9 protein-coding genes, 19 tRNA genes and 3 rRNA genes are annotated in these 15,210 nt (G+C 43.9%); 28 read left to right on the top strand and 3 right to left on the bottom strand.

Annotation, left to right across the window (positions count from 1 at the left end; genetic code table 11):
- The first annotated feature begins 27 nt into the window (after positions 1-27).
- The 5 genes from D7D53_RS06840 (at position 28) to D7D53_RS06820 (ending at position 4,244) form a co-directional block, all read left to right on the top strand.
- A complete protein-coding gene (locus D7D53_RS06840) occupies positions 28-789 on the top strand; it encodes an SDR family NAD(P)-dependent oxidoreductase (RefSeq protein WP_120770528.1) in 762 nt (253 codons plus the stop codon).
- Positions 790-866: 77 nt separating this feature from the next.
- Positions 867-1,262 (top strand): single-stranded DNA-binding protein, encoded by a 396-nt coding sequence (locus tag D7D53_RS06835; RefSeq protein ID WP_120770527.1) that lies wholly within the window; start codon positions 867-869, stop codon positions 1,260-1,262.
- A 155-nt stretch (positions 1,263-1,417) separates the two neighbouring features.
- Positions 1,418-1,702, top strand: a complete 285-nt coding sequence (groES, locus tag D7D53_RS06830) for a co-chaperone GroES (protein ID WP_000917328.1) — start codon at positions 1,418-1,420, stop codon at positions 1,700-1,702.
- Between the two features lie 15 nt (positions 1,703-1,717).
- Positions 1,718-3,340 carry a chaperonin GroEL gene (groL, locus tag D7D53_RS06825; RefSeq protein WP_120770526.1) on the top strand — a complete coding sequence of 541 codons (1,623 nt, stop codon included), beginning with the start codon at positions 1,718-1,720 and terminating at the stop codon, positions 3,338-3,340.
- A gap of 136 nt (positions 3,341-3,476) precedes the next feature.
- Entirely contained in the window at positions 3,477-4,244 is a 768-nt protein-coding gene (locus tag D7D53_RS06820; protein ID WP_000567567.1) for an epoxyqueuosine reductase QueH, read from the top strand.
- Between the two features lie 70 nt (positions 4,245-4,314).
- On the opposite strand, the gene ntdP is transcribed toward D7D53_RS06820, so the two are convergent.
- Positions 4,315-4,848, bottom strand: a complete 534-nt coding sequence (ntdP, locus tag D7D53_RS06815; RefSeq protein ID WP_120770525.1) for a nucleoside tri-diphosphate phosphatase — start codon at positions 4,846-4,848, stop codon at positions 4,315-4,317.
- An 88-nt stretch (positions 4,849-4,936) separates the two neighbouring features.
- The gene (gene recX / locus D7D53_RS06810) at positions 4,937-5,713 is read right to left on the bottom strand and encodes a recombination regulator RecX (protein ID WP_120770524.1); all 777 of its coding nucleotides are present in this window, start codon (positions 5,711-5,713) and stop codon (positions 4,937-4,939) included.
- A gap of 37 nt (positions 5,714-5,750) precedes the next feature.
- On the opposite strand from recX, the gene rlmD reads away from it, so the two are divergent.
- The 23 genes from rlmD to D7D53_RS06695 all read left to right on the top strand — a co-directional run bounded on the left by rlmD (position 5,751) and on the right by D7D53_RS06695 (position 13,879).
- On the top strand, positions 5,751-7,106 hold the full coding sequence (gene rlmD / locus D7D53_RS06805; RefSeq protein WP_120770523.1) for a 23S rRNA (uracil(1939)-C(5))-methyltransferase RlmD: 1,356 nt from the start codon (positions 5,751-5,753) through the stop codon (positions 7,104-7,106).
- A 61-nt stretch (positions 7,107-7,167) separates the two neighbouring features.
- Positions 7,168-7,239 (top strand) — tRNA-Glu (locus tag D7D53_RS06800).
- A 241-nt stretch (positions 7,240-7,480) separates the two neighbouring features.
- Positions 7,481-9,026, top strand: a 16S ribosomal RNA gene (locus D7D53_RS06795).
- A gap of 51 nt (positions 9,027-9,077) precedes the next feature.
- Positions 9,078-9,150, top strand: a tRNA-Ala gene (locus D7D53_RS06790).
- A 126-nt stretch (positions 9,151-9,276) separates the two neighbouring features.
- Positions 9,277-12,178 (top strand): 23S ribosomal RNA (locus D7D53_RS06785).
- Between the two features lie 76 nt (positions 12,179-12,254).
- Positions 12,255-12,370, top strand: a 5S ribosomal RNA gene (rrf, locus tag D7D53_RS06780).
- Together the 16S, 23S and 5S rRNA genes with 19 tRNA genes alongside form the textbook arrangement of a ribosomal RNA operon.
- Before the next feature lie 4 nt (positions 12,371-12,374).
- A tRNA-Val gene (locus tag D7D53_RS06775) sits at positions 12,375-12,447 on the top strand.
- A 2-nt stretch (positions 12,448-12,449) separates the two neighbouring features.
- Positions 12,450-12,522 (top strand) — tRNA-Asp (locus D7D53_RS06770).
- Positions 12,523-12,546: 24 nt separating this feature from the next.
- Positions 12,547-12,619: transfer RNA gene (locus tag D7D53_RS06765), tRNA-Lys, on the top strand.
- 5 nt (positions 12,620-12,624) lie between these two features.
- Positions 12,625-12,706: transfer RNA gene (locus D7D53_RS06760), tRNA-Leu, on the top strand.
- Positions 12,707-12,724: 18 nt separating this feature from the next.
- Positions 12,725-12,797: transfer RNA gene (locus D7D53_RS06755), tRNA-Thr, on the top strand.
- A gap of 22 nt (positions 12,798-12,819) precedes the next feature.
- Positions 12,820-12,891: transfer RNA gene (locus D7D53_RS06750), tRNA-Gly, on the top strand.
- Positions 12,892-12,898: 7 nt separating this feature from the next.
- Positions 12,899-12,984, top strand: a tRNA-Leu gene (locus tag D7D53_RS06745).
- An 11-nt stretch (positions 12,985-12,995) separates the two neighbouring features.
- Positions 12,996-13,069, top strand: a tRNA-Arg gene (locus D7D53_RS06740).
- Positions 13,070-13,084: 15 nt separating this feature from the next.
- Positions 13,085-13,158, top strand: a tRNA-Pro gene (locus D7D53_RS06735).
- A 5-nt stretch (positions 13,159-13,163) separates the two neighbouring features.
- A tRNA-Met gene (locus tag D7D53_RS06730) sits at positions 13,164-13,237 on the top strand.
- 13 nt (positions 13,238-13,250) lie between these two features.
- A tRNA-Ile gene (locus D7D53_RS06725) sits at positions 13,251-13,324 on the top strand.
- A gap of 12 nt (positions 13,325-13,336) precedes the next feature.
- Positions 13,337-13,426, top strand: a tRNA-Ser gene (locus tag D7D53_RS06720).
- A 10-nt stretch (positions 13,427-13,436) separates the two neighbouring features.
- Positions 13,437-13,510, top strand: a tRNA-Met gene (locus tag D7D53_RS06715).
- Between the two features lie 3 nt (positions 13,511-13,513).
- Positions 13,514-13,586 (top strand) — tRNA-Phe (locus tag D7D53_RS06710).
- A 20-nt stretch (positions 13,587-13,606) separates the two neighbouring features.
- Positions 13,607-13,677 (top strand) — tRNA-Gly (locus tag D7D53_RS06705).
- 34 nt (positions 13,678-13,711) lie between these two features.
- Positions 13,712-13,785: transfer RNA gene (locus D7D53_RS06700), tRNA-Ile, on the top strand.
- A gap of 6 nt (positions 13,786-13,791) precedes the next feature.
- A tRNA-Ser gene (locus D7D53_RS06695) sits at positions 13,792-13,879 on the top strand.
- A gap of 185 nt (positions 13,880-14,064) precedes the next feature.
- Here the strand turns inward: D7D53_RS06695 and birA are convergent.
- Positions 14,065-15,000 carry a bifunctional biotin--[acetyl-CoA-carboxylase] ligase/biotin operon repressor BirA gene (birA, locus tag D7D53_RS06690; protein WP_120770522.1) on the bottom strand — a complete coding sequence of 312 codons (936 nt, stop codon included), beginning with the start codon at positions 14,998-15,000 and terminating at the stop codon, positions 14,065-14,067.
- Positions 15,001-15,210 lie beyond the last annotated feature (210 nt).

Genomic DNA, 15,210 nt, shown 5'->3' with positions numbered 1-15,210 from the left:
CTGATAGACCAGCTAGAAGGAAATAAGATGGCAAAAAATATAGTGATTACAGGTGCGACATCAGGAATCGGTGAAGCGATTGCGCGTGCTTATCTGGAGCAGGGTGAGAATGTCGTTCTAACAGGACGACGGACAGATAGACTAGAAGCTCTTAAGTCGGAGTTTGCAGAAGTCTTTCCAAATCAAACCGTCTGGACCTTTCCCCTAGATGTCACGGATATGACTATGGTGAAGACTGTTTGCTCCAGTATTCTAGAAACGATAGGTCAGATTGATATTCTGGTCAACAATGCCGGACTGGCTCTAGGTTTAGCACCTTATCAAGACTATGAAGAGTTGGATATGTTAACTATGTTGGATACCAATGTCAAAGGTTTGATGGCAGTCACTCGCTGTTTCTTGCCAGCAATGGTAAAAGCCAATCAAGGACATATCATCAACATGGGGTCAACCGCAGGAATCTACGCCTATGCGGGTGCCGCTGTTTACTCAGCTACCAAGGTAGCGGTTAAGACCTTTTCGGATGGACTGCGAATTGATACCATCGCAACGGATATCAAGGTTACAACCATTCAGCCTGGGATTGTCGAAACAGATTTTTCGACGGTACGTTTTCACGGTGATAAAGAACGAGCTGCGTCCGTTTACCAAGGAATCGAAGCTTTGCAAGCTCAGGATATTGCAGACACAGTAGTCTATGTGACCAGTCAACCTCGTCGTGTGCAGATTACAGATATGACCATCATGGCCAATCAACAGGCGACAGGTTTCATGATTCATAAAAAATAAAAAATTTTCTCGAAAAGTTACAAATTTCTGTAACTTTTTTTGATTTCCTACGAATAGATAAGTAGGAGGAAGAAAATATGTATAATAAAGTTATCTTGATTGGACGTTTAACGTCTACACCAGAATTGCACAAAACCAGCAATGACAAGTCAGTGGCGCGAGCAACTATCGCTGTGAACCGTCGTTATAAAGATCAAAACGGTGAACGTGAAGCTGACTTTGTCAATATGGTTCTATGGGGCAAACTAGCAGAAAGCTTGGCCAGCTACGCAACTAAAGGTAGTCTTATCTCTGTGGATGGAGAACTTCGTACCCGTCGTTTTGAGAAAAATGGTCAGATGAACTATGTGACTGAAGTTCTTGTGACAGGATTCCAACTCTTGGAAAGTCGTGCTCAACGTGCCATGCGTGAAAATAATGCAGGACAAGATTTGGCGGATTTGGTTTTGGAAGAGGAAGAATTGCCATTTTAAGCATTAAAAAGTCTGAGTTGGTCTCAGGCTTTTTATCTTGAGAAAGTCAGACTTTTTTCTTGACTATTTCTGACCAAGTGATACAATAGAACTATAAATTAGCACTCATATATAAAGAGTGCTAATAATATGTAGTTCATCATGGAGGAAAACAGATGTTGAAACCATTAGGAGACCGTGTGGTCTTGAAAATCGAAGAAAAAGAACAAACTGTTGGAGGTTTTGTCCTTGCAGGTTCAGCTCAAGAAAAAACAAAAACAGCCCAAGTTGTGGCTACTGGACAAGGTGTTCGTACCTTGAACGGTGACTTGGTAGCTCCAAGTGTTAAGCCTGGAGATCGTGTCTTAGTTGAAGCCCACGCAGGTCTTGATGTCAAAGACGGCGATGAAAAGTACATCATCGTTGGCGAAGCTAACATCTTGGCTATCATTGAAGAATAGAAGGAGAAAGTAAGTATGTCAAAAGAAATTAAATTTTCATCAGATGCCCGTTCAGCTATGGTTCGTGGTGTCGATATCCTTGCAGATACTGTTAAAGTAACCTTGGGACCAAAAGGTCGTAATGTAGTTCTTGAAAAATCATTTGGTTCACCCTTGATTACCAATGACGGTGTGACCATTGCCAAAGAAATCGAATTGGAAGACCATTTTGAAAATATGGGTGCCAAATTGGTATCAGAAGTGGCTTCAAAAACCAATGATATCGCAGGTGATGGGACTACAACTGCAACTGTTTTGACCCAAGCAATTGTCCGTGAAGGAATCAAAAATGTCACAGCAGGTGCCAATCCAATCGGAATTCGTCGTGGGATTGAAACAGCAGTTGCTGCAGCAGTTGAAGCCTTGAAAAACAATGCTATTCCTGTTGCCAACAAAGAAGCTATCGCTCAGGTTGCAGCCGTATCTTCTCGTTCTGAAAAAGTTGGTGAGTACATCTCTGAAGCCATGGAAAAAGTTGGCAAAGACGGAGTCATCACTATTGAAGAGTCACGTGGTATGGAAACAGAACTTGAAGTTGTAGAAGGAATGCAGTTCGACCGCGGTTACCTCTCACAGTACATGGTGACAGATAGCGAGAAAATGGTGGCTGACCTTGAAAATCCATACATTTTGATTACTGATAAGAAGATTTCAAATATCCAAGAAATCTTGCCATTACTAGAAAGCATTCTCCAAAGCAATCGTCCACTCTTGATTATTGCGGATGATGTGGATGGCGAAGCTCTTCCAACTCTTGTTTTGAACAAGATTCGTGGAACCTTCAACGTAGTAGCAGTTAAGGCACCTGGTTTTGGTGATCGTCGTAAAGCCATGCTCGAAGATATCGCCATCTTGACAGGCGGAACAGTTATCACAGAAGACCTTGGTCTTGAGTTGAAAGATGCGACAATTGAAGCCCTTGGTCAAGCAGCGAGAGTAACTGTGGACAAAGATAGCACGGTTATCGTAGAAGGTGCAGGAAATCCTGAAGCGATTTCACACCGCGTTGCAGTTATTAAGTCTCAAATCGAAACCACAACTTCTGAATTTGACCGTGAAAAATTGCAAGAACGCTTGGCCAAATTGTCAGGTGGTGTAGCGGTTATTAAGGTCGGAGCCGCAACTGAAACTGAGTTGAAAGAAATGAAACTTCGCATCGAAGATGCTCTCAACGCTACTCGTGCAGCTGTTGAAGAAGGAATCGTTGCAGGTGGTGGAACAGCCCTTGTAAATGTTATCCCAGCCGTGGCTGATTTGGAATTGACAGGAGACGAAGCAACAGGCCGCAATATTGTTCTCCGTGCATTGGAAGAACCAGTCCGTCAAATCGCCCACAATGCTGGATTTGAAGGCTCTATCGTTATCGATCGTTTGAAAAATGCTGAAGTTGGTACAGGCTTCAACGCAGCAACTGGCGAATGGGTTAACATGATTGATCAAGGGATTATCGACCCAGTTAAAGTGAGTCGTTCAGCTCTACAAAATGCAGCATCTGTAGCTAGTTTGATTTTGACAACAGAAGCAGTCGTAGCCAATAAACCAGAACCAGTGTCCCCAGCTCCAGCAATGGATCCAAGCATGATGGGCGGCATGATGTAAGCTTTCTATAGAAAAAACTTATAAAAAACACAAAAGGAGGGAATGCCCACCCCTCCTTTTTATGCTATTCACTTCTAAATAGATTTGAGCTCTCCTAACTTATATGATAAAATAAGATTAGAAAAAGGAGAAAAACATGATCGATGTAGAAGAAATTCTGAGCAAGATGAACCCCAATCAGAAGATTAATTATGACCGTGTCATGCAGAAGATGGTACAAGTATGGGAGAAAAATGAGCAACGTCCAACTATTCTCATGCATGTTTGCTGTGCCCCTTGCAGTACCTATACTCTAGAATATTTGACTAAGTATGCAGACGTGACTATCTATTTTGCCAATTCTAATATCCATCCCAAGGCAGAATACCATAAGCGGGCTTACGTCACCAAGAAATTTGTTAGTGATTTTAATGAGCGGACAGGAAATACGGTTCAGTACCTAGAAGCTCCCTACGAACCAAATGAATATCGTAAGTTAGTCAGAGGACTGGAAGAAGAGCCAGAAGGTGGCGACCGTTGCAAGGTTTGCTTTGACTACCGACTGGATAAGACAGCACAAGTGGCTATGGATTTGGGCTTTGACTACTTTGGCTCAGCCTTGACCATCAGTCCTCATAAGAACTCTCAAACCATTAACAGCATCGGAATCGATGTGCAAAAAATCTACACAACCCACTATCTTCCCAGCGATTTCAAGAAAAATCAAGGCTACAAACGTTCGGTAGAGATGTGTGAAGAGTATGACATTTACCGTCAATGTTATTGTGGATGTGTCTATGCAGCACAAGCCCAGAATATTGACCTGGTTCAGGTTAAGAAAGATGCCACAGCGTTCTTGCTGGATAAGGATGTTGAAAAAGACTATTCCCACATCAAATTTACTGTTACGAAATTAGATATATAGAGACCAACCCAGCTGAAAAGCTGGGTTTCTCAAATAAAAAAACTAGGGCTTTCACCCTAGTTTGACAACTTTACCGATTCTTTAGTTCTACATAGCGCTTGTACCAAATGTTTATATAGGCTTCTGAGAAAGGACCTCGTCCATTGTTAATCCAATCAACAAGAATTTTGACATGTTCTTTTAAAATATAGTCCAAGTCATCAGAATAATTCATTTTGCGTTTGTGACGCTCGTACTCCTCAACATCCAAGAGACGTTTTTCCCCATCTGTAAAAATTTTAACATCCAAATCGTAATCAATATACTTCAGTGCTTCTTCATCCAGATAGTAGGGGCTAGCCATATTGCAATAGTAGGAAATTCCATTATCGCGAATCATGGCAATGATATTAAACCAATATTTCTTGTGAAAGTAAACAATAGCCGGTTCTCGAGTGACCCAACGACGACCATCACTTTCGGTAACCAGTGTATGATCGTTGACACCAATAATGGCGTTTTCTGTTGTTTTTAGTACCATGGTATCCCGCCAAGTTCGGTGGAGACTCCCATCATGCTTATAACTTTGAATTGTAATAAAGTCGCCTTCTTTTGGAAGCTTCATAACTAACCAACTTTCTACAATTTGTAAGTTTATCGTTTACTATTGTACCATAAAATTACCTAAAATCTGTGAATTTTACATGAAAATATTAAAGATATTCTCTGAGAGCGCTTGCTATATCCGAAAAATCGTAGCCCTTTCGTGCTAAAACTTGGGTTAAACGCTGTTTAAGTTCGTATCCTTCATATTTTCGGGCATACTTGGCATATTGCTTATCAAGTTCCCTGAAGATGAGTTCCTGAGTCGTTTCTTGGTCAACTTGACTATCCAACTGGTCAAAGGCACTTTTAGCATCAGAATAGGAAAACCCCTTGTTGGTCAAGTTCTGGATAATCTTATCTTGCAAGGCACGAGCTGGAAGTTTTCCCTCATATTTTTTCAATAGTTTATTAGCTACACGTTGAGCAACTTCAGAAAAATCAAATTCTTTCAGTATCTCTTCTATAGTGGATTTTGAAATCCCTTTTTGTGTTAGTTTCTGAGTCAGTACATAAGGCCCCTTGTCTCCTGAAAGTTGATTGGCATTGATGATAGCATAAGCGTACTGAGCATCATTAATCCACTTATCTTTTTTAAGATTAATAATGACTTGAGAAAGGATGTTTTCATCAATATCGTATTTTTTCAGATATTCTCTGACTTCTTTTTCAGTGCGCGCTTTAAAGGATAAGTGGTAGAGAGCTAGATTCTTACCGTAAGAAAATTGGGCAAAGTCCTGAATATCTTTCAATTCTTCTTCGCTTATCACCTTATCTCTTGATAACATAAAACGAACAATTGTATCTTCAGTAATATAGCATTTGTCGCCATTATCAAGCTCCATCAGATAGAGTCTTTTTTTCTTTTCAAGTTTTGTGATTTTCATAGTTCTATTATAACTCAAAATGTGATAAGATAGGGGTATGAATCTGAAAGTGAAACAAAAAATACCATTAAAAATCAAGCGCATGGGAATTAATGGTGAGGGAATCGGCTTTTATCAAAAAACCTTAGTCTTTGTGCCTGGTGCTCTCAAAGGTGAAGATATCTATTGTCAGATTACTTCTATTAAACGTAACTTTGTAGAGGCAAAATTACTGAAGGTCAACAAGAAGTCTAAATTCCGTGTTGTCCCAGCTTGTACTATTTACAATGAATGCGGAGGCTGCCAAATCATGCATCTGCATTATGATAAGCAGCTGGAGTTCAAGACGGACTTACTTCACCAAGCGCTCAAAAAATTTGCCCCTGCAGGATATGAAAACTATGAAATCCGCCCGACGATTGGAATGCAGGAACCCAAGTACTATCGTGCTAAGTTACAATTTCAGACTCGAAAATTTAAAAATCAGGTCAAGGCAGGTCTGTATGCACAAAACTCTCACTATTTAGTAGAGTTGAAAGACTGCCTGGTACAAGACAAGGAAACCCAAGTGATTGCTAATCGTCTAGCAGAATTACTTACTTATCACCAGATTCCAATCACGGATGAGAGAAAAGTTCTAGGTGTTAGAACGATAATGGTCCGACGAGCAAGAAAGACTGGACAGGTTCAGATTATTATTGTTACAAACCGTCAGCTTAATTTAACCCAACTAGTAAAAGACTTAGTTAAAGATTTTCCAGAAGTTGTGACAGTAGCTGTGAATACAAATACAGCTAAAACCAGTGAGATTTATGGTGAAAAGACAGAGATTATCTGGGGACAAGAGAGTATTCAAGAAGGTGTACTCGATTATGAATTTTCACTATCCCCTCGAGCATTCTATCAACTAAATCCTGAACAAACAGAAGTCCTCTATAGCGAGGCGGTAAAAGCGTTGGATGTTGATAAAGAAGACCATTTGATTGACGCTTATTGTGGAGTTGGAACAATTGGTTTTGCCTTTGCAAAGAAAGTTAAAACACTAAGAGGTATGGATATTATTCCAGAAGCCATTGAAGATGCTACGCGAAATGCTAAAAGAATGGGATTTGACAACACACATTACGAAGCAGGAACAGCGGAAGAGATTATTCCTCGCTGGTATAAGGAAGGCTACCGAGCAGATGCTCTGATCGTAGATCCACCACGTACAGGTCTGGATGACAAGTTATTAGATACAATTCTTACCTATGTACCAGAAAAAATGGTCTATATTTCTTGCAATGTTTCGACCTTGGCTCGTGATTTGGTAAGGTTAGTAGAAGTCTATGATCTCCATTATATCCAGTCGGTCGATATGTTCCCACACACCGCTCGAACTGAAGCAGTGGTAAAATTAATTAAAAAAGTTTAAAAAAGTAGTTGACAAGTTTGAAAAAGTCGGTATAATAGTAAGAGTTGAAAATAACAACTCTGGTCCGTTGGTCAAGGGGTTAAGACACCGCCTTTTCACGGCGGTAACACGGGTTCGAATCCCGTACGGACTATGGTATGTTGCAGATGAAACACTTGATGAAAAAAGTTTAAAAAAGTTTCAAAAAAGTGTTGACAAGCGAAAGCGACTGTGATATACTAATATAGTTGTCACTTGAGAGAAGCAAATGACAAAGACCTTTGAAAACTGAACAAGACGAACCAATGTGCAGGGCACTACAACTAATGTTGTAGTACTGAACAATGAAAAAACAATAAATCTGTCAGTGACAGAAATGAGTGAGAACTCAAACTTTTAATGAGAGTTTGATCCTGGCTCAGGACGAACGCTGGCGGCGTGCCTAATACATGCAAGTAGAACGCTGAAGGAGGAGCTTGCTTCTCCGGATGAGTTGCGAACGGGTGAGTAACGCGTAGGTAACCTGCCTGGTAGCGGGGGATAACTATTGGAAACGATAGCTAATACCGCATAATAGTAGATGTTGCATGACATTTGCTTAAAAGGTGCAATTGCATCACTACCAGATGGACCTGCGTTGTATTAGCTAGTTGGTGGGGTAACGGCTCACCAAGGCGACGATACATAGCCGACCTGAGAGGGTGATCGGCCACACTGGGACTGAGACACGGCCCAGACTCCTACGGGAGGCAGCAGTAGGGAATCTTCGGCAATGGACGGAAGTCTGACCGAGCAACGCCGCGTGAGTGAAGAAGGTTTTCGGATCGTAAAGCTCTGTTGTAAGAGAAGAACGAGTGTGAGAGTGGAAAGTTCACACTGTGACGGTATCTTACCAGAAAGGGACGGCTAACTACGTGCCAGCAGCCGCGGTAATACGTAGGTCCCGAGCGTTGTCCGGATTTATTGGGCGTAAAGCGAGCGCAGGCGGTTAGATAAGTCTGAAGTTAAAGGCTGTGGCTTAACCATAGTACGCTTTGGAAACTGTTTAACTTGAGTGCAAGAGGGGAGAGTGGAATTCCATGTGTAGCGGTGAAATGCGTAGATATATGGAGGAACACCGGTGGCGAAAGCGGCTCTCTGGCTTGTAACTGACGCTGAGGCTCGAAAGCGTGGGGAGCAAACAGGATTAGATACCCTGGTAGTCCACGCCGTAAACGATGAGTGCTAGGTGTTAGACCCTTTCCGGGGTTTAGTGCCGCAGCTAACGCATTAAGCACTCCGCCTGGGGAGTACGACCGCAAGGTTGAAACTCAAAGGAATTGACGGGGGCCCGCACAAGCGGTGGAGCATGTGGTTTAATTCGAAGCAACGCGAAGAACCTTACCAGGTCTTGACATCCCTCTGACCGCTCTAGAGATAGAGCTTTCCTTCGGGACAGAGGTGACAGGTGGTGCATGGTTGTCGTCAGCTCGTGTCGTGAGATGTTGGGTTAAGTCCCGCAACGAGCGCAACCCCTATTGTTAGTTGCCATCATTCAGTTGGGCACTCTAGCGAGACTGCCGGTAATAAACCGGAGGAAGGTGGGGATGACGTCAAATCATCATGCCCCTTATGACCTGGGCTACACACGTGCTACAATGGCTGGTACAACGAGTCGCAAGCCGGTGACGGCAAGCTAATCTCTTAAAGCCAGTCTCAGTTCGGATTGTAGGCTGCAACTCGCCTACATGAAGTCGGAATCGCTAGTAATCGCGGATCAGCACGCCGCGGTGAATACGTTCCCGGGCCTTGTACACACCGCCCGTCACACCACGAGAGTTTGTAACACCCGAAGTCGGTGAGGTAACCGTAAGGAGCCAGCCGCCTAAGGTGGGATAGATGATTGGGGTGAAGTCGTAACAAGGTAGCCGTATCGGAAGGTGCGGCTGGATCACCTCCTTTCTAAGGATAAGGAACTGCGCATTGGTCTTGTTTAGTCTTGAGAGGTCTTGTGGGGCCTTAGCTCAGCTGGGAGAGCGCCTGCTTTGCACGCAGGAGGTCAGCGGTTCGATCCCGCTAGGCTCCATTGGTGAGAGATCACCAAGTAATGCACATTGAAAATTGAATATCTATATCAAATAGTAACAAGAAAATAAACCGAAAACGCTGTAGTATTAATAAGAGTTTATGACTGAAAGGTCAGAAAAAATAAGGTTAAGTTAATAAGGGCGCACGGTGGATGCCTTGGCACTAGGAGCCGAAGAAGGACGTGACAAACGACGATATGCCTTGGGTAGCTGTAAGTAAGCGATGATCCAGGGATTTCCGAATGGGGGAACCCAACAGGTACTACCTGTTACCCACATCTGTTAAGGATGTGAGGAGGAAGACGCAGTGAACTGAAACATCTAAGTAGCTGCAGGAAGAGAAAGCAAAAGCGATTGCCTTAGTAGCGGCGAGCGAAACGGCAGGAGGGCAAACCGAAGAGTTTACTCTTCGGGGTTGTAGGACTGCAATGTGGACTCAAAGATTATAGAAGAATGATTTGGGAAGATCAGCCAAAGAGAGTAATAGCCTCGTATTTAAAATAGTCTTTGTACCTAGCAGTATCCTGAGTACGGCGGGACACGTGAAATCCCGTCGGAATCTGGGAGGACCATCTCCCAACCCTAAATACTCCCTAGTGACCGATAGTGAACCAGTACCGTGAGGGAAAGGTGAAAAGCACCCCGGGAGGGGAGTGAAATAGAACCTGAAACCGTGTGCCTACAACAAGTTCGAGCCCGTTAATGGGTGAGAGCGTGCCTTTTGTAGAATGAACCGGCGAGTTACGTTATGATGCGAGGTTAAGTTGAAGAGACGGAGCCGTAGGGAAACCGAGTCTGAATAGGGCGCCTTAGTATCATGACGTAGACCCGAAACCATGTGACCTACCCATGAGCAGGTTGAAGGTGCGGTAAGACGCACTGGAGGACCGAACCAGGGCACGTTGAAAAGTGCTTGGATGACTTGTGGGTAGCGGAGAAATTCCAAACGAACTTGGAGATAGCTGGTTCTCTCCGAAATAGCTTTAGGGCTAGCGTCGACATTAGAGATTCTTGGAGGTAGAGCACTGTTTGGGTGAGGGGTCCATCCCGGATTACCAATCTCAGATAAACTCCGAATGCCAATGAATTATGGTCGGCAGTCAGACTGCGAGTGCTAAGATCCGTAGTCGAAAGGGAAACAGCCCAGACCACCAGCTAAGGTCCCAAAATAATTGTTAAGTGGAAAAGGATGTGGGGTTGCACAGACAACTAGGATGTTAGCTTAGAAGCAGCTATTCATTCAAAGAGTGCGTAATAGCTCACTAGTCGAGTGACCCTGCGCCGAAAATGTACCGGGGCTAAAACAATTTACCGAAGCTGTGGATACCTTTATAGGTATGGTAGGAGAGCGTTCTATGTGTGATGAAGGTGTACCGTGAGGAGTGCTGGAACGCATAGAAGTGAGAATGCCGGTATGAGTAGCGAAAGACAGGTGAGAATCCTGTCCACCGTAAGACTAAGGTTTCCAGGGGAAGGCTCGTCCGCCCTGGGTTAGTCGGGACCTAAGGAGAGACCGAAAGGTGTATCCGATGGACAACAGGTTGATATTCCTGTACTAGAGTATGTAGTGATGGAGGGACGCAGTAGGCTAACTAAAGCAGACGATTGGAAGTGTCTGTCTAAGCAGTGAGGTGTGAACTGAGTCAAATGCTTAGTTCTATAACATTGAGCTGTGATGGGGAGCGAAGTTTAGTAGCGAAGTTAGTGACGTCACACTGCCAAGAAAAGCTTCTAGCGTTTAAACATACTCTACCCGTACCGCAAACCGACACAGGTAGTCGAGGCGAGTAGCCTCAGGTGAGCGAGAGAACTCTCGTTAAGGAACTCGGCAAAATGACCCCGTAACTTCGGGAGAAGGGGTGCTGACTTTACGTCAGCCGCAGTGAATAGGCCCAAGCAACTGTTTATCAAAAACACAGCTCTCTGCTAAATCGTAAGATGATGTATAGGGGGTGACGCCTGCCCGGTGCTGGAAGGTTAAGAGGAGTGCTTAGCGTAAGCGAAGGTATGAATTGAAGCCCCAGTAAACGGCGGCCGTAACTATAACGGTCCTAAGGTAGCGAAATTCCTTGTCGGGTAAGTTCCGACCCGCACGAAAGGCGTAATGATTTGGGCACTGTCTCAACGAGAGACTCGGTGAAATTTTAGTACCTGTGAAGATGCAGGTTACCCGCGACAGGACGGAAAGACCCCATGGAGCTTTACTGCAGTTTGATATTGAGTGTCTGTACCACATGTACAGGATAGGTAGGAGTCTATGAGATCGGGACGCCAGTTTCGAAGGAGACGTTGTTGGGATACTACCCTTGTGTTATGGCCACTCTAACCCGGATAGGTGATCCCTATCGGAGACAGTGTCTGACGGGCAGTTTGACTGGGGCGGTCGCCTCCTAAAAGGTAACGGAGGCGCCCAAAGGTTCCCTCAGAATGGTTGGAAATCATTCGCAGAGTGTAAAGGTATAAGGGAGCTTGACTGCGAGAGCTACAACTCGAGCAGGGACGAAAGTCGGGCTTAGTGATCCGGTGGTTCCGTATGGAAGGGCCATCGCTCAACGGATAAAAGCTACCCTGGGGATAACAGGCTTATCTCCCCCAAGAGTTCACATCGACGGGGAGGTTTGGCACCTCGATGTCGGCTCGTCGCATCCTGGGGCTGTAGTCGGTCCCAAGGGTTGGGCTGTTCGCCCATTAAAGCGGCACGCGAGCTGGGTTCAGAACGTCGTGAGACAGTTCGGTCCCTATCCGTCGCGGGCGTAGGAAATTTGAGAGGATCTGCTCCTAGTACGAGAGGACCAGAGTGGACTTACCGCTGGTGTACCAGTTGTCTTGCCAAAGGCATCGCTGGGTAGCTATGTAGGGAAGGGATAAACGCTGAAAGCATCTAAGTGTGAAACCCACCTCAAGATGAGATTTCCCATGATTTTATATCAGTAAGAGCCCTGAGAGATGATCAGGTAGATAGGTTAGAAGTGGAAGTGTGGCGACACATGTAGCGGACTAATACTAATAGCTCGAGGACTTATCCAAAGTAACTGAGAATATGAAAGCGAACGGTTTTCTTAGTTTGAATAGATATTCAATTTTGAGTAGGTATTACTCAGAGTTAAGTGACGATAGCCTAGGAGATACACCTGTACCCATGCCGAACACAGAAGTTAAGCCCTAGAACGCCGGAAGTAGTTGGGGGTTGCCCCCTGTGAGATATGGAAGTCGCTTAGCTCTAGGGAGTTTAGCTCAGCTGGGAGAGCATCTGCCTTACAAGCAGAGGGTCAGCGGTTCGATCCCGTTAACTCCCATAGGTCCCGTAGTGTAGCGGTTATCACGTCGCCCTGTCACGGCGAAGATCGCGGGTTCGATTCCCGTCGGGACCGTTTAAGATAACGGAAGTTATTTTAGACTCGTTAGCTCAGTTGGTAGAGCAATTGACTTTTAATCAATGGGTCACTGGTTCGAGCCCAGTACGGGTCATATATGCGGGTTTGGCGGAATTGGCAGACGCACCAGATTTAGGATCTGGCGCTTAACGGCGTGGGGGTTCAAGTCCCTTAACCCGCATTAAGATATAATAAATGAGCCGGCTTAGCTCAGTTGGTAGAGCATCTGATTTGTAATCAGAGGGTCGCGTGTTCAAGTCATGTAGCCGGCATTTTTAGATAGAAGAAAACAGTGCGAACGTAGTTCAGTGGTAGAACACCACCTTGCCAAGGTGGGGGTCGCGGGTTCGAATCCCGTCGTTCGCTTAGAGAGGCCGGGGTGGCGGAACTGGCAGACGCACAGGACTTAAAATCCTGCGATTGGTAACGATCGTACCGGTTCGATTCCGGTCCTCGGCATAATATAATGAGCACCCTTAGCTCAACTGGATAGAGTACCTGACTACGAATCAGGCGGTTAGAGGTTCGACTCCTCTAGGGTGCATTTTTCTATTTAACTCGGGAAGTAGCTCAGCTTGGTAGAGTACTTGGTTTGGGACCAAGGTGTCGCAGGTTCGAATCCTGTCTTCCCGATATATGGCGGTGTAGCTCAGCTGGCTAGAGCGTCCGGTTCATACCCGGGAGGTCGGGGGTTCGATCCCCTTCGCCGCTATAATGATCTTGTTGGACCTTTAGCTCAGCTGGTTAGAGCTCTCGGCTCATAACCGAGTGGTCGTAGGTTCAAGTCCTACAAGGTCCATTTGAATAGTATGGAGGATTACCCAAGTCCGGCTGAAGGGAACGGTCTTGAAAACCGTCAGGCGTGTAAAAGCGTGCGTGGGTTCGAATCCCACATCCTCCTTTTGTATTAACGCGGGATGGAGCAGCTCGGTAGCTCGTCGGGCTCATAACCCGAAGGTCGTAGGTTCAAATCCTGCTCCCGCAATAAGGCTCGGTAGCTCAGTTGGTAGAGCAATGGATTGAAGCTCCATGTGTCGGCGGTTCGATTCCGTCTCGCGCCATTTTTATTTATAGTATTTATGCGGGTGTAGTTTAGTGGTAAAACTACAGCCTTCCAAGCTGTTGTCGCGAGTTCGATTCTCGTCACCCGCTTTGAACTTTGTTCAAATTACCAAGTTTTTAACTTGGGCGCGTAGCTCAGGTGGTTAGAGCGCACGCCTGATAAGCGTGAGGTCGGTGGTTCGAGTCCACTCGTGCCCATTAATAGGAGAATTACTCAAGAGGCTGAAGAGGACGGTTTGCTAAATCGTTAGGTCGGGTAACTGGCGCAAGGGTTCGAATCCCTTATTCTCCGTTTTATTGAGAGTTTATAACTCTTTTTTTGTATTTTTAAGAATAGTAGAATAAAAACTTCAGATTTGTAAAACTTAATTGGATTACTTATCTGAAGTTTTTTTGCGCTCTTTGTCAACTGTATGGGGCTGAAGAAATACTAAAATTTATATATATTGTTGATTTTATGGTTTTGCTTGTTTATTACTACTTCCAACTCTTGAGTGAAATTTCTCCGCTATTGAGCCATATTTCTTTTCCGTTATCACATTGAACTAAAAGTTTGCCATTTTCTGAGATATCTTTAGCAAGTCCTTTGTAGTCTTTTTGATCTAGTGTAAAAGTCACTTCTTTTCCTAGAACGAAGGACTGTTTTTTGTATAGGTATAATAGCTCTTCTGCAGGTGTTTCGAAGAAAGCACGCCAGATCTCTATGATTAATTCATTTCTTGTTATAGGTGCTGGTACTTTAAATAAACTAGCAGCTTTTTCTTTTAATTCTTGAGGGAAGTCTTTAATAGTAAAGTTGATTCCTACTCCAATAATGATATCTGTGACTAAGCCAGTTTCTACAGAGGTCATTGCTTCAGTGAGGATTCCTCCAATTTTATGATTTTTGAGGTAGATATCATTGACCCATTTTATGTCGACATCTATTAAAGTTAGGTTCTTAATGGCTTTGTAGATAGCTCCTGCTACAAGTAGTGTGTAGGATGGTAATTGGTCATATGGGAGATTGGGTTTAAGATGGAGTGTCATATAAATGCCACCTTGGGGTGAGTAGAAAGAACGTTGAAAACGGCCTCGACCAGCTGTTTGATAGGAAGCTAGATAGAGGGTGTTTGCTTCATTTCCTAAATCAATTGCTTCTTTTGCATCGAGTTGTGTTGATCTTGTTTCGGGTTTAAAACTGATTTTAATTGGAAGATTTTGTTCTAGAAGTTCTGGAAGAATAAGGTCTCCATTCACCAGTTTATAGCCTTTGTTTTTGATACTATCAATTTCAATGCCTTCTTGTTCTAAACGCTTGATGGCTTTCCAAATTGATGTTCGAGTCAGTGATAGTTCTTCTGCAATCTTTTCTCCGCTGATATAATCGGTTTCTTTAGCTAGAATTTGGTAGACGGCTTGGTATGATTTCATAGTGTTTCCTTTCTTTAGAAATTGTAAATGATTTAAATATAGTTTGGGTAGTTGGTCAAAATCTTATTATATTACTACTATTTTAACATATACCTAGTCTTTACGGTATGATTTTCTTATAGTAAATCTAGTCATTAAGTTTGAGTTTTGAAATATCAGTATTTTTGCTCCCTTTTTTACCTAGTAAACGTTTCCTTTGTTTTCAAATTG

Origin of the sequence: Streptococcus gwangjuense (assembly GCF_003627155.1) — a bacterium.
GTDB lineage: Bacteria > Bacillota > Bacilli > Lactobacillales > Streptococcaceae > Streptococcus > Streptococcus gwangjuensis.
The sequence above is the reverse complement of the archived record's forward strand: the minus strand, read 5'-3'. Positions and strand labels throughout refer to the sequence as shown.

Bases quoted from the DNA above. Each gene is read 5' to 3' on its own strand.
- groES (WP_000917328.1), top strand. From the start codon at position 1,418: ATGTTGAAACCATTAGGAGACCGTGTGGTCTTGAAAATCGAAGAAAAA.
- D7D53_RS06840 (WP_120770528.1), top strand. From the start codon at position 28: ATGGCAAAAAATATAGTGATTACAGGTGCGACATCAGGAATCGGTGAA.
- D7D53_RS06835 (WP_120770527.1), top strand. From the start codon at position 867: ATGTATAATAAAGTTATCTTGATTGGACGTTTAACGTCTACACCAGAA.
- groL (WP_120770526.1), top strand. From the start codon at position 1,718: ATGTCAAAAGAAATTAAATTTTCATCAGATGCCCGTTCAGCTATGGTT.
- D7D53_RS06820 (WP_000567567.1), top strand. From the start codon at position 3,477: ATGATCGATGTAGAAGAAATTCTGAGCAAGATGAACCCCAATCAGAAG.
- birA (WP_120770522.1), bottom strand. From the start codon at position 15,000: ATGAAATCATACCAAGCCGTCTACCAAATTCTAGCTAAAGAAACCGAT.
- rlmD (WP_120770523.1), top strand. From the start codon at position 5,751: ATGAATCTGAAAGTGAAACAAAAAATACCATTAAAAATCAAGCGCATG.
- ntdP (WP_120770525.1), bottom strand. From the start codon at position 4,848: ATGAAGCTTCCAAAAGAAGGCGACTTTATTACAATTCAAAGTTATAAG.
- recX (WP_120770524.1), bottom strand. From the start codon at position 5,713: ATGAAAATCACAAAACTTGAAAAGAAAAAAAGACTCTATCTGATGGAG.